The sequence below is a fragment of the Curvibacter sp. Hmag1.1 genome (assembly GCF_059769165.1).
Window position 1 is genome coordinate 261055 of record NZ_JBMBGX010000002.1, and the last position, 12816, is coordinate 273870.

Sequence of the window (12816 nt, forward strand, 5' to 3'; positions counted from 1 at the left end):
ACCTGCCGATATAACTAGCAGCACTCCATCCGCCTTATGACACTTCGCCCCCTGATCCTCCTCTCTGCCGTACTGCTGGCCGGTTGCGATCTGCAATCCATCCAGGCAGCAATGGCAGACCCGCGGATCGCCCAGCGGGAAGCTGAAGCCAAAGCCATAGGCAGCGCCTGCCGCCATGGCCTGCGCAGCATTGAAGACTGCTACTCGCTCAATGAAAAAGCGTCCAAAGCGGCCATCTTCGAAGGCTGGAAGGAGATGGACAGCTATATGCGTGAAAACAAGATTGAAGGCATAGCGCCCCAAGGTCTCAAGCCGCCACCTCCACCGCCGCCCGCGGATGCGGTGATTACTGAAAAATCAGACGAAGAGCCCAAGGCCAAATCCAAGGCCAAAGCAAAAGCGGAGCACTAGGCTCCGCTTTTTTATCCCAAGAGCAGGCCACCCTGCCCTCAGTAGCCTGGTATCAGCCCTGCAGCTCAAACACCGCAATACTCTCCACGTGGGCGGTATGGGGGAACATGTTCACCACCCCGGCCTTTGTGCAGGTATAGCCCGCTTCGTTGACCAACACACCCGCATCGCGCGCCAGTGTAGAAGGTGCACAGCTGACGTAGACAATGCGCCGGGGCGGCGTCCAGCCTTTGCGCAACTCAGGCTGCTGGTGCAAGGCTGCCAGCGCCTGCACGAGGGCATAAGCGCCTTCGCGGGGCGGGTCGATCAGCCACTTGTCGGCCGTGCCATCGGCAATCAATAACTCCGGCGTCATCTCAAACAGGTTGCGCGCTACGAATTTGGTAGCTGCCAGCGCAGGTGCATCGGGCGCCAGAGCCTTTTTTTGCGTGGAATTGAAGGTCAGGTTCTCGCGCGAGCGGGCTACCAGCGACTCCGCGCCCTCCACGCCCAGCACTTCGCGCGCCTGGGTAGCCAAGGGCAAAGTGAAGTTGCCCAAGCCACAGAACCAGTCAATCACCCGCTCGGTCTTTTGCACCTGCAACAACCCCAAAGCGCGGGAGACCAGAACGCGGTTGATGTGCGGATTCACCTGCGTGAAGTCCGTGGGGCGGAACGGCATGGTGATGCCGTAATCCGGCAAGGTGTAGGCCAGGTCGCCGGTTTCATGGCCGGGCAGCTCGTCCAGGCGGTGGATGGTCTCCGGCCCTTTGGGCTGCAGCCACCATTGCAGGCCGGGCTGGGTGGCCGCAAAGGCGCGCAGACGGCCCTTGTCGGCCTCCGACAGCGGCTCCATGTGGCGCATCACCAGAGCGATGACGCCGGCCTGGCTGTCCTGGCTGGTGCCCATGTCGCCCATGGCAAGTTCGAGCTGGGGAATCGTTTCCACCGCATCCATGGACTCAATCAATTGGCGCAGCGGCAGCAGCATGGCACTCACGCGGGGCGCCAACACTGGGCAGACCTTCATGTCGGCCACATAGCGGCTCTTGCGCTCGTGGAATCCGATCAGCACTGCCCCCTTTTTTCGCACAAAGCGCACCGACAGGCGCGAGCGGTAGCGGTAGCCCCAAGCCGGGCCCTCGATGGGCCGCACCACATTGTCGGGCTTGAGCTTGCCGATGTGCCAGAGGTTATCTTCCAGCACGCGCTGTTTGACAGCCACCTGGGCCCCTACGTGCAAATGCTGCATCTTGCAGCCGCCGCAGGCGCCTTCATGCAGGCCGAAGTGCGGGCAGGCAGGCTGCACCCGTTGGGAGGATTCGGTGTGGATCTCGGTGAGCGTGCCTTTCTCGAAACTGGCTTTGCTGCGGTGCATTTGTGCACTTACCACCTCAAAGGGCAAAGCGCCTTCAATGAATACCACTTTGCCATCGGGGCGGTGGGCCACGCCCTGGGCTTCGAGATCGAGGGATTTCACAGCCAGCCAGCCTTCTGGCAGCGGCTTGGGAGGAACCATGTCGTTGTTGTGTACGTCTGTCATCCCTGAATTGTCTCAGGTCAGGCGCACTCACATCAGAAACTCCCGCTTGATCCCGCGCCGGGCCAGATAGCGCTTGAGTTTGAACAGCGCCTCATTCTGGATCTGGCGCACCCGTTCGCGGGTCAAGCCCAGCCGCTCACTCAGCGTCTCCAGGGTCTCCGGGTCGCGGTCATGCAGGCCGAAACGAGCTTCCAGCACCTCTTGCTCACGCGGATTCAGGGTTGCGATCCATTGTTCCAACAAGGCGTCCACCTCATGGGCCAATGCCGTACTGTCCGGGGCTGCAGCCAAGGTGTCAGCAAGGCTGTCGCCCAAGGAATGCTCATCGCCGCCTGCGTCATTGCGGGCATCCAGCGAACGCGGCGCCTCCGCCATGGCCAGCAGGTCGGTCACATCCACGGCATCCCGCCCAAGCAGTGCGGCAATGTCTTCCACCCGGATGCCCTCAGGCCGCTGTGCCAAAAGAACCGCATCATTCTCCAGCAGGCGGCGCGCGCGAAGCACCTGCTGCACCTCGCGCACCACGTTCACCGGCAAGCGCACGGCGCGGCCCTGGTACATGAGCGCGCGGTCTACCGACTGGCGTATCCACCAGGTGGCGTAGGTGGAAAAGCGAAACCCGCGCTCGGGCTCAAACTTGTCGATGGCATGCATGAGCCCGAGGTTGCCTTCTTCAATCAGGTCGGACATAGGCACTCCCCGCCCCGCGTAGCCTTTGGCGATGCTGATCACCAGGCGCAGGTTGTGCTCAATCATGCTTTGGCGGGCGGCAAAGTCGCCCGCACGCGCACGGGTCGCCACTTCAAACTCCTGCTCAGGGGTAAACAGCGGAGTCCGGCGCACCCCGCGCAGGTACACCGACAAAGCATCAGGCCCCTGCTCGAGGGTGGACGGGTCTTCCTCTGCGATCAGCGCTTCTTTTGCTATGAAATCAGGAGCTGTACGCGCACAAGGATCGGGCGCCAGGGGGTTGTTTGGCTCTAAATCCTGCTCCACACCCTCGCCGTTGACACTGTCGTCATCATCGGCAAGGGCGGGGTTAGGGGCCATGGTGTGCTACCGGGCGGGCAGGTATTTGGTGGGGTCTACCGGCTTGCCCTGCTTGCGCACTTCAAAGTGCAGCTTGACGCGGTCGGCATCGCTGTTGCCCATCTCGGCGATTTTTTGCCCCCGCTTCACGGTCTGGTCTTCTTTGACCAGCAGGGTCTGGTTGTGGGCGTAGGCCGTGAGGTAGGTGTTGTTGTGCTTGAGGATGATCAGGTTGCCGTAACCCCGCAAGCCGGAGCCCGCATAGACCACTTTACCTTCCGCGGCAGCCAGCACCGGATCGCCGGCGTTACCAGCAATATCCACACCCTTGTTTTTGACTTCATCGAAGCCAGTCAATACGGCACCGTTGCCGGGCCACATCCAGGCCACGGTGTCATCGCCACCGCTGACCGCGACGGGCGCGGGGGTCGCAGCGGGTGCGCTGGCCGGCGCAGACGCCGCCTTGGCCGGAGCGCTGGCAGCAGTGCTTGCTGCGGGAGCGGGGTTGCTGGCCGGAGGCAATGCGGTGGTAGTGCTGGTAGCAGCGACTACCGGCTTGGCGCTGACAGTTTCGTTTGCGACCGGCGGCACGATGCGCAACACCTGGCCGACTTCAATCTTGTTGGGATTCTCCAGTGCATTCCAGCGGCTGATGTCCTTGTGGCTCTGCCCGCTTTCCAGGCCGATGCGAATCAGGGTGTCACCGGGCTTGACGGTGTAGTAGCCGGGCTTGCCTGCGTTTTCAAAGCCTGGGGGCTGCTTCACGGGTTGGGTGCGCGGGTCGGTGCTCACGCTTTGCTGAGGCGCCTGGTTGGAGCGGTCTTCCACTGGCGCACGGGTGATCGGCTTGGAACCACATCCGGCCAACACCAGCACCGCGGTGCCCATGGCACCTACCCAGAAACTACGCGAACCCACCATATTGAATTTTCCCTTCAGGCAACGCCCGATTTTAGGGGCACAAAGTGCACCGCCTCCAGAATGCTCTGGCGCAGGCCTTGTGGCGTCTTGTCGACGACCAGCAAGGCTTGTCCGCCCGCATGCACCATCGGCGCAACCAGACGGCCACCAACCGCCAATTGGTCGATCCAGGCTTGAGGCAAAGCATCGCCGCCCGCAGCAGAAATGATGCCCGCATAGGGTCCGCCCTGGGCGTAGCCCACCATGCCATCACCGAATAAGAGGTGCAGGTTGGGCAAACGCAAATGGCGCAGGTTGTCGCGTGCCTTGTCGTGCAGGCCCTTGAGCCGCTCGATGCTGTACACCTCGGTGGCGACACAGCTAAGCACCGCAGCCTGGTAGCCGCAGCCGGTGCCGATTTCCAGCACCCGACCCATGCGGCCTGTAGCGCCATTGCGCATCAGCTCAATCATGCGGGACACCACGCCGGGCTTGGAGATTGTCTGCCCCAGACCGATGGGCAAACTGGTGTCTTCATACGCTTGATTGACCAGGGCGCTGTCCACAAAACGATGCCGCTCTATCGTCCCCATGGCAGTGAGCACCAAGGGGTCCGTCACACCCTGCCCAGCCAACTTTTGCACCATACGCTGACGCACGGCCACTGAGTCCATACCCAGCCCTTGCGGCACCGGAATGGCTTTGGGGACCGGTTTGGACTTGGCAACCATGGGTGCGATGACGGGCGCTTTGGCTATCGGCACCAGTTTGGGCGCCGAAGGTGCGATGCCCCCTCCGGCGCTCGGGCGGTTTTTGGCCAATGTGCTGTCCAAGCGCGCTGGAAAGGAAGGCCTTTCCTTCATACAGGCGCTGCGGAGATACGGCTGACGGTTTGGGCCCAGTAGCCGAGGTTGGCGTGGTCAGTCAAATCCACCTTGAGGGGTGTAACCGCTACATGGCCCTGTGCCGTGGCATGGAAATCGGTGCCTTCGGCGTCATCCATCACCGGGCCGGCCGCACCAATCCAGAACATGGTTTCGCCCCGGGGGCTTTGTTGCTTGATGACTTTTTCAGCGGCGTGGCGTTTGCCCAAGCGGCAAAGGCGCGTAATACCGATTTGCTCCAAGGGGAGGTTGGGTATGTTGACGTTGAGCAACCAGGGCGCAGTGGTAATCATCTGCTGCTGATGCATGGCCAACACCATCTCGCGCGCCTTGAGTGCGGCGGACTGCAAGTGCACCCAATCACGCTCAACCTGCGAAAAAGCGATGGCAGGAATCCCGAACAGAAAGCCCTCCATGGCCGCGCCCACGGTGCCGGAATAAATGGTGTCGTCGCCCATATTCGCGCCATTGTTGATCCCGGAGACCACCAGGTCGGGGCGGTAATCCAACAAGCCCGTCAGCGCAATGTGCACACAGTCTGCGGGAGTGCCATTGACGTAGCGGAAACCATTGGACGCACGGTGCACGTACAAGGGGGAATGCAAGGTCAGTGCATTCGATTTGGCACTGTTGTTTTGCTCTGGGGCAATGACTTCGACTTCTGCGATGTCTTTGAGTGCTTCGTACAGCGCCACTATGCCTGCCGCCTGGTAACCGTCGTCGTTGGAAATGAGAATTTTCATGGCTAAAAAGAGTGTTGAGGCATTGTAGGTGCCTGCCTGGTGCGAGGTCGCCGTCGGGACATTCCATCAACCCCTGGGCTGACCTTCAGTCCTATGATTTGGAAACACTCATTTGGAGAAGCACCATGCATGCCTGGCTATGTGAAAACCCCATCGGCGTAGATGCCCTGAACTGGAAAGAACTGCCCACCCCCACGCCCAAAGCGGGCGAGGTACTCATAGAGATCAAGGCAGCGAGCCTGAACTTCCCGGACATCCTCATCGTCCAAAACAAGTACCAGATCAAACCACCTTTGCCCTTTGTGCCCGGAGCCGAGTACGCGGGGACGGTAACAGCGCTTGGCGAAGGCGTGAAGCACCTGCAGATCGGCCAATCGGTGGCGTGCCTCAGTGGCACCGGAGGCTTCGGCACCCACACCCTCGCCCCGGCGGCACTGTGCATGCCTCTCCCTCCAGGATTCCCGATGGTGGATGCTGCGGCCTTCATCATGATTTATGCCACGTCCTACCACGCGCTGGTAGACCGGGCCCAGCTGCGCGCCGGCGAAACGGTATTGGTGCTGGGCGCAGCAGGCGGCGTGGGGACATCCGCGATCCAGATCGCCAAGGCCATGGGGGCCCGCGTGATCGCGGCGGCATCCAGTGCCGATAAGTGCGCTCTATGCACCTCTTTGGGTGCAGATGCCACCATCAACTACAGCACAGAAAATCTGCGGGACAGACTGAAAGAACTCACCGGAGGAAAAGGGCCGGACGTCATTTACGACCCTGTGGGGGGTGACATCACCGAACAGGCTTTCCGCTCCATTGCGTGGCGCGGCCGCTATCTGGTGGTGGGCTTTGCCTCGGGGCCGATTCCTGCATTGCCCTTTAACCTTGCACTGCTCAAGGGCGCGTCCATCGTGGGCGTGTTTTGGGGCGAGTTCGCCAAACGCGAGCCACAGGCAAATACGGCCATGATGAAAGAATTGGCGCAGTGGTATGGACAAGGAAAAATCAAACCTGCCATCGACCGCACCATGCCAATGTCCGAGTTGAAGGCCGCCTACGCCCACATGGGCTCGCGCCAGGTAATGGGAAAGCTGGTGCTGGTAAACAATGCCACCTAGCGATCGAACAAAGTACAGACGAAAAAATGCCCGCTTGCGCGGGCATTTTTTATGTTTTGGGGTGGCTGATGGGGGAAAATCCAAAATGCACGCAAGCTATTGATTTAAAACAATTTTCTTAAAAAAAACAGACGAAATTCATCCCAAAAGTGCCACACCAAGTATTACACCAAGTGCTACACCTATCGTAACGTACCCCATGCGATTCCAATTCACCAATCAATTAGCAATGAGGCAAATTTGACAGTGAAGTGGCACCTATCCAATAAACAGTAGCTCAGGACTAGCCAAATGACGTCATGCTCAGCGCATTTCAAATTCCGTTAATAGATTTGGAACGACCGTGTTTAACGTAGCAAATATCTTAAATGACCGTTCCAATATGGAATTAATGGTCAATTGATTTCAACAGAAATTTCAATCCAAAGATTTGAAAAAATGTTGTAAAAAAGTATGATCTTTTCAATAAATTTTGAAGAACACTGGACGCTAAATACTATTAGAGTGAAACTCCTACTCTCTGATTGAACCTAGGAAAAGGAATTTAGAATGTCAGATTCATCAATCAGCAAAAGGAATAAACCAATGGCAACAAGCTACCGCGATCTTAAAGCCCAAATTGAAGAACTAACCGCTAAGGCTGAGGCTGCACGAGTCTCTGAAGTGGCTGCTGTTGTAGCTGACATCAAAGAGAAGATCGAAGAATACGGACTGACTGCTTCTGATCTGGGCTTCAAGACTGATAAGGGAACACGCAAATCAGTTGGTCAGGCAATCGCTGAAGCCAATGAGAAGAAGTCGGTGGAACCGAAGTACAAAGGGCCAAATGGTGAACTGTGGTCTGGACGTGGGCGCGCGCCAGTGTGGACACAAAACCTGCCAACCGACAAAACGCTCGATGACTACAAAGTTTAACTTGCAAATCGGAATATAAAAAAGCACCCAATCGGGTGCTTTTTTATTTAAAGATATTAAACCAAGCCAAAATTCACCAACTGGAAACGATAGGCTGGTCGGTTTATTTGATTCTACATTTTTTGGGCACAGTTACAGAAATGACGACTTTTTTTTTCCATCAGAAAGCCAAATCTCGCCATTTTTTTTCAAAAGTTTTCTATTGCTATTCAAAACAGCATTCTTAATACCCTCAATCTCCAACGAATTCAATTTGCATTGCTTTTGAACAAACGCATCTAAATTTTTCATTGAATATCGCAAATGCACCGGTATAACAACATTATATGACGCCGATCTACCGTTTTCATTTATTAAGTATGATGTAGGCGAATCTTTATTTTTTTCGGGTTCGGTGGGTGTCGTCCTGTTCTTTTCTAGTTCACCAGGCATCGCTTTTATTTTATCGGTTTCAACATGTGAGTCCACACGCTTATTAACCTCAGTTGTGGTGGTCTCAATATTTCCAGATACGGCAGATTCGCTGCCAGCCCTGCGAGTTAATTCGGCGTCTCGACCCGCCTTAACAATTCCTCGATTCTGACTTGTTGTAGTACCTTGTTTTGGATGTGTGGATCCGATTCTTTCAATTGTCGCACCGCCTACACCATCTCGCACATCGGCACTAACAGATTCCCTTGAAAGTAGAAGATTAATTTGCTTTTCCTTATCTTCTATTTGAGATTTGGCGTTTGAAATTTGAGCTTTCAAACCCCTAATTTCCATATTTCTATCATTGACACCAGCATATACATATGCTATCAAAGTACTGATAACAACGAGCATGATGAAAATCATAAATGATACAGCAAAAATATTGTACCTAGCCTTATCTCCATCATTAGGTCTAATACTACTCTTTAACGCATTATTCATTGCCTCAGCATCATCTCTTGCCTTGGCAATAATACTAATTTGATTTGCCAAAGTTTTTTTCTCTGCTTCATGGCGCTCAAATATGCTTTGCAGCACAGGCGAATTCTTTATTAAATCAAAGTCATTTCGTCCAAATTTCTCGCCTGAAATTGCTCGCTGGACCATTATATTTTCACTATTTTTCGAGTCAACAGAATTGCCTGAGGTCCGGTTATTTTTTTCACACTCTATCAGCCTAGAACTCAACTCCTTTACTCTATTTTGCAATACATATAGTTGACTAAATTTCTCTGCATCTATTTTCTGAAATTCGGCCTGCACTTTATCGGACTGAGTCTTTGTGAAATGAAAAATATTCTCCTTAATCCGATCTTTGTATTTACGCAAGAGATTGGACACCTCAATAACATTTAGCCCATAGCCCGATTTGGCCATATTATGAAACTTCAAATCAGCAGAAAAATATATATCTGCCTCTAAAATTCCATCAAAATGTTGACCAATCTCGAAAAAAGTTTCTGGCGAGCTAACTATATTGTCATCAATTGAAACGATAGCGCGTCCAATAGGATTGGTACTCCCGTCGACGATAGTACCGTGCTTAATATAGGAGGCAACCAATTCAGAAGCAAGTTCAGGCGGCCTGATTTTACCGGCAGAGGCTGCTTCTTTAATCTGAATTGTGAACTGCCTTCCATTTGTCGCTGCCCATATCAAGTTAGCCAACATTTCGCGCAATACAGTTACAAGTATTTTTGAATCTACAGTTCCATTTCTTACAAATACACCAACACCAGCAAATGCACCATCCCTTGGCCCACCAAAATCATCAATTTTTTGATATAGCGCCAAAAGATATAACGAATTTTTCGAATCCCGCTCAACTTTATAAAATCGAAATACTTCGCTACTCCACAAAAATGGAAGGTGCGTGTCACATAGAATATAAATAGGTTCGGGTAGAATAAAGTCAGACGGACTATGAAAACCATTGGCACCGTCAGCCGTGCCAAAAACAGCAAAAGCTATATCTTTCATTTATGAGAATTTCAAAAACTTTGCCAAAATTCGCTCAAAAAAGCTTTTTTGATACAACGGTTTTCCTGTCACATTCGTGTATATCCAATTAATTACACGGCGAGATGGGGTCGGGTTGTATTGCTTCAAAAAATCCTTTTGCGGCTTTTTCTTAGTTACTGGGTCAGGCTCTGAGGCAGCGTCCTCTACTTGACCGACCTCACCAATACTGAATTCCGAGATTGAATGCTTTGTATCATGCAGCTTACTATGGGTTAATCTCATATTTATTTTTACAAATTCATCAATAGGTAATCCCCCATCGTAATCATCCCATTTAGTGACGAGCAGAAGGAATCTAGTGCTAGAAAAATGCTTATTCTGGAATCTCACATGATCAATGAATGAACTCATAAGTTGATCATCTTCCGCAGCCCTACTATGCTCAGTTACCAAAATAAATGAGATAGATGTACCAATCGTTTTGAAAAACACGTCTATGCTCACAGGTAACTCACCACTGCCGCCCTCAGGCACATCAATTTTCTGCAAAACGTCGCCTGGCATTTCGAGAAATGTTAGGTTGATGGCCTCTTTGTCACGATTGTCGTTGGGAGTAAATCTAACATTCAGATAGATTGGCTCTCTATTCTCAACCAGTACCGTTCTTTCAGGGAATATTTTTTGTGAAAAAGTCCAAAGAATTTTTTTAAATAATGCATTCCCAGCGTCCGAGCCTTTCTTGACGTTGAATGGCACTAATTGTCCTTCTGACTCCACACTCGATAGAAAATTTATGATTGACGATGTAACTACAGTTTTACCCCTTTGAGAACCGCCAAAGAGAAAAATGAAGTTTGTATTCATTCGCTGGATTGCATCTATCTGTTGTAGTTCAGTAAATGGAGGTTTCATATCCGATTGATTGTTATTTTCTGGACGTGAATTAAGCTCAGAGTCTCCAAACAAACCGATACCACCAGGATCACGGGGAGGCATGCCTCCTGATCCTGAAACAATTTCTTTTAAGCTTTCATCATAAGATTGTTTAACCATAATTAATCCTTAAAATTCACTTTTTAAAACTTGAGCGCCTTTATTCTTTGAAGCAAAACTGGCTCCCGAATTCTGGCCACGTGGTGTCAAGAAAAAGACAAACATTGGCACAATTAGGTCAATTGCAAGTGCAAGAAATACACAAATCCACACGCCCCAATGTGATAAGTGCGCTCCCGCAGATCGATATGTATGACTTATTTTCCCTATGGCGTCGTTTTCTACTCGCATGTTTAAGTCATAACTGAAAGGCACCTCTTTTACTAAAGATTGGGTGCGCTGCCCAACTTCGTTATACACACTTACTGCTCGTTGAATAGCCTCTAAAGCATTAGCTCGTGTAACTTCGTTATCCTGAACACCCAATTCCGAGTTCTTTGCCGCTAAGTTTTTCAATTCTGGGTCAATTTTTAGACTAACTTCTTTCAAATACGATCTCTTTTCCGGTGCATTTAACTTTGCAAGTACCTCGCTATTATTTAATACGCCGTCCTCACCTAAAATCAAATTCTCATAATCGTTTCCTAGTTTTACTAAAGCTGATTCTGATGTTCCCTTATTGGGCATTCTAGTTATTTTCGTCTTAATTAACGCTTCAATTTCATTTAATATTGAATTCGCCTTGGGACCCAGACCAGGTTCGGCTGGACTCAGGATTTGTATCTTTAATTGTTTGACCAAGGCCGTGACTTTCTGACGAAGAACTTCTGCATCTTCATTAGATAATGATGATGTAGCTCCTTCTTTCAATTCATTTAGCGCTCTAGTTTTACTATTTAATTCCTCCACAATTAGCTCCGTATGCATAAATGTGCTGTAAAATTTGTTAAACAAACCACTAAAACTAATCATTACAACCAAAATATACAACCCCAAAAGCCCCGCAATTTTCGCGCCTGATATTCCTTGCATTAATCCACGGCGAAGACGGTAGTTTAAGGTGAATAGCATTAAGACAATTACCAAAGAAAAAACAGCCGAGGCGAATAAATTCCCAGCTGCACTTTCATATCCTGCTGTCATCGACCAAAAACTAAAACCAAGACAAAGAACAGTTATTAACAATAGCATCACACTTAAAACCAGATGCTCTTCCTTATCAAATTCTTTCATATACAACCTTTCATTTATTTATTGCAACAATACTCAAAACTTCTTTTGCAGCTAATTTAATAGAGTCCGACTCACTTCTTTCGATAAGCATTCTTCGCATTTCACCTATTGCGATATCTTTGTGATTCGCATATTTATAGTAATTCAGCAGACTATCTTTGGCCCATTTTCGATCATTTAATGCAGCTGCTGTCATTGCTAGAAATCTGTATATTTCGGCGAAGTCTGGTTTTAATTGCTGTGCAAGTAGAAGTGTATTTTTTGCATTTTCATGCTGCCCATTTAAATACAGTGCGTATCCATAGGAGCTAGCAATATCTGGGTCATATGGGCTGAGTTTAGAAGCTTGTGCCAGTAACAATAATGCTTCATTAGGTTGACTGGCCGTTATGAATGAATAACTTCTAATTAATAAGGAATTTGCTTTTTTTCTATCTTCAAATGAAATCTTATTGGGGATCTTTTCGATAGCTGGAGCGACGCGTTCCACATAGCTTTCGCGTGTAGCAGGTGGTTGAGACATATTGGTCTGCATTGATCTCAAGTCTTCGGGCGTTAGCCACGCCATGTCCGTGGGCTTCGCTGTTACTAACTTGCCAATAATGGGAGGAGGTACACCTAGTTCAGCCAAAAACCGCGACATATCGATAGTTGCCGACTTAGCACCGTCATTCTCTCCTGACGTAGGGTCTACGGCGCTGTGGACCCCAATTTTTGCATTCTTCCCAGCAACGCGTTCTTTACCTGCTGCGAAAATCATGAAGCAAGCACTCGCGCAAGTTGCACCATCATTAACAATGGTTTTTAATTGCCGGTAGCGTACCAACTTGGCCATACTAGCCCCTGCTGAAACTCGTCCACCAGGTGAGTTCAATGAGACAGCATTGACTTGTAAGCCAAGACGCCTTGCATCTTCTAGACTGTTTTCAAGCTTCTCAGCATCACCGTCGGTAATACTCCCATTGATGCCCACAATCACCCCTCCTTCCCGCGTTCCTTTCGGTGAAATATCGACTGCGCTAACACTGTTTGCGATCAAACACAAAAATAATGAAGCAAGTCTGCTTACTTGTGATTTAGTAGAGATGTTGCAAGAGATAAACATTGGGCGACTTACAAAGCAAGCTTTTTCATCTTTCATCTATCGTTCTATCACCTGATTCTTAATGCAAGAAAGAAAAATGTTTACAGGGGTACATTTT

Annotated in this window: 12 protein-coding genes; 3 read left to right on the forward strand and 9 right to left on the reverse strand. The window is 50.7% G+C overall.

Annotated elements, in window-relative coordinates:
- Window positions 1–36 precede the first annotated feature (36 nt).
- The gene (locus ACOAP0_RS01625) at window positions 37–411 is read left to right on the forward strand and encodes a hypothetical protein (protein WP_498375876.1); all 375 of its coding nucleotides are present in this window, start codon (window positions 37–39) and stop codon (window positions 409–411) included.
- 52 nt (window positions 412–463) lie between these two features.
- Here the strand turns inward: ACOAP0_RS01625 and rlmD are convergent, their stop codons facing one another.
- From rlmD to surE, 5 genes are read right to left on the reverse strand one after another with little or no spacing between them, the layout of a single operon-like run.
- Entirely contained in the window at window positions 464–1933 is a 1470-nt protein-coding gene (gene rlmD / locus ACOAP0_RS01630) for a 23S rRNA (uracil(1939)-C(5))-methyltransferase RlmD (RefSeq protein ID WP_498391295.1), read from the reverse strand.
- Window positions 1934–1960: 27 nt separating this feature from the next.
- The gene (locus ACOAP0_RS01635; RefSeq protein WP_498375875.1) at window positions 1961–2983 is read right to left on the reverse strand and encodes a sigma-70 family RNA polymerase sigma factor; all 1023 of its coding nucleotides are present in this window, start codon (window positions 2981–2983) and stop codon (window positions 1961–1963) included.
- Window positions 2984–2989: 6 nt separating this feature from the next.
- The gene (locus ACOAP0_RS01640; RefSeq protein WP_498375874.1) at window positions 2990–3883 is read right to left on the reverse strand and encodes a peptidoglycan DD-metalloendopeptidase family protein; all 894 of its coding nucleotides are present in this window, start codon (window positions 3881–3883) and stop codon (window positions 2990–2992) included.
- Between the two features lie 14 nt (window positions 3884–3897).
- Complete coding sequence (locus tag ACOAP0_RS01645) at window positions 3898–4725, reverse strand: protein-L-isoaspartate(D-aspartate) O-methyltransferase (RefSeq protein ID WP_498375873.1); 828 nt, start codon at window positions 4723–4725, stop codon at window positions 3898–3900.
- On the reverse strand, window positions 4722–5489 hold the full coding sequence (gene surE, locus ACOAP0_RS01650; protein ID WP_498375872.1) for a 5'/3'-nucleotidase SurE: 768 nt from the start codon (window positions 5487–5489) through the stop codon (window positions 4722–4724). Before surE ends, ACOAP0_RS01645 begins: the two co-directional genes overlap by 4 nt.
- Window positions 5490–5614: 125 nt before the next feature.
- Here surE and ACOAP0_RS01655 point away from each other — a divergent pair, with 125 nt between their 5' ends.
- Window positions 5615–6598, forward strand: coding sequence for an NADPH:quinone oxidoreductase family protein (locus ACOAP0_RS01655; protein WP_498375871.1), 984 nt, complete (start codon window positions 5615–5617; stop codon window positions 6596–6598).
- A gap of 549 nt (window positions 6599–7147) precedes the next feature.
- Complete coding sequence (locus tag ACOAP0_RS01660; protein WP_498375870.1) at window positions 7148–7513, forward strand: H-NS histone family protein; 366 nt, start codon at window positions 7148–7150, stop codon at window positions 7511–7513.
- Window positions 7514–7645: 132 nt separating this feature from the next.
- Here the strand turns inward: ACOAP0_RS01660 and ACOAP0_RS01665 are convergent, their stop codons facing one another.
- From ACOAP0_RS01665 to ACOAP0_RS01680, 4 genes are read right to left on the reverse strand one after another with little or no spacing between them, the layout of a single operon-like run.
- Window positions 7646–9466, reverse strand: a complete 1821-nt coding sequence (locus ACOAP0_RS01665) for a hypothetical protein (RefSeq protein WP_498375869.1) — start codon at window positions 9464–9466, stop codon at window positions 7646–7648.
- Window positions 9467–10501 carry a hypothetical protein gene (locus ACOAP0_RS01670; protein WP_498375868.1) on the reverse strand — a complete coding sequence of 345 codons (1035 nt, stop codon included), beginning with the start codon at window positions 10499–10501 and terminating at the stop codon, window positions 9467–9469.
- A gap of 9 nt (window positions 10502–10510) precedes the next feature.
- Window positions 10511–11614, reverse strand: a complete 1104-nt coding sequence (locus ACOAP0_RS01675; protein WP_498375867.1) for a hypothetical protein — start codon at window positions 11612–11614, stop codon at window positions 10511–10513.
- Between the two features lie 10 nt (window positions 11615–11624).
- Entirely contained in the window at window positions 11625–12755 is a 1131-nt protein-coding gene (locus ACOAP0_RS01680; protein WP_498375866.1) for a tetratricopeptide repeat protein, read from the reverse strand.
- Window positions 12756–12816: the final 61 nt, after the last annotated feature.

What these genes read in the sequence shown, in the direction of transcription:
- ACOAP0_RS01645 (WP_498375873.1), bottom strand. Translation starts at nt 4,725, where the DNA reads ATGAAGGAAAGGCCTTCCTTTCCAGCGCGCTTGGACAGCACATTGGCC.
- rlmD (WP_498391295.1), bottom strand. Translation starts at nt 1,933, where the DNA reads ATGACAGACGTACACAACAACGACATGGTTCCTCCCAAGCCGCTGCCA.
- ACOAP0_RS01660 (WP_498375870.1), top strand. Translation starts at nt 7,148, where the DNA reads ATGTCAGATTCATCAATCAGCAAAAGGAATAAACCAATGGCAACAAGC.
- ACOAP0_RS01670 (WP_498375868.1), bottom strand. Translation starts at nt 10,501, where the DNA reads ATGGTTAAACAATCTTATGATGAAAGCTTAAAAGAAATTGTTTCAGGA.
- ACOAP0_RS01680 (WP_498375866.1), bottom strand. Translation starts at nt 12,755, where the DNA reads ATGAAAGATGAAAAAGCTTGCTTTGTAAGTCGCCCAATGTTTATCTCT.
- ACOAP0_RS01655 (WP_498375871.1), top strand. Translation starts at nt 5,615, where the DNA reads ATGCATGCCTGGCTATGTGAAAACCCCATCGGCGTAGATGCCCTGAAC.
- ACOAP0_RS01675 (WP_498375867.1), bottom strand. Translation starts at nt 11,614, where the DNA reads ATGAAAGAATTTGATAAGGAAGAGCATCTGGTTTTAAGTGTGATGCTA.
- ACOAP0_RS01625 (WP_498375876.1), top strand. Translation starts at nt 37, where the DNA reads ATGACACTTCGCCCCCTGATCCTCCTCTCTGCCGTACTGCTGGCCGGT.
- ACOAP0_RS01635 (WP_498375875.1), bottom strand. Translation starts at nt 2,983, where the DNA reads ATGGCCCCTAACCCCGCCCTTGCCGATGATGACGACAGTGTCAACGGC.
- ACOAP0_RS01640 (WP_498375874.1), bottom strand. Translation starts at nt 3,883, where the DNA reads ATGGTGGGTTCGCGTAGTTTCTGGGTAGGTGCCATGGGCACCGCGGTG.
- surE (WP_498375872.1), bottom strand. Translation starts at nt 5,489, where the DNA reads ATGAAAATTCTCATTTCCAACGACGACGGTTACCAGGCGGCAGGCATA.
- ACOAP0_RS01665 (WP_498375869.1), bottom strand. Translation starts at nt 9,466, where the DNA reads ATGAAAGATATAGCTTTTGCTGTTTTTGGCACGGCTGACGGTGCCAAT.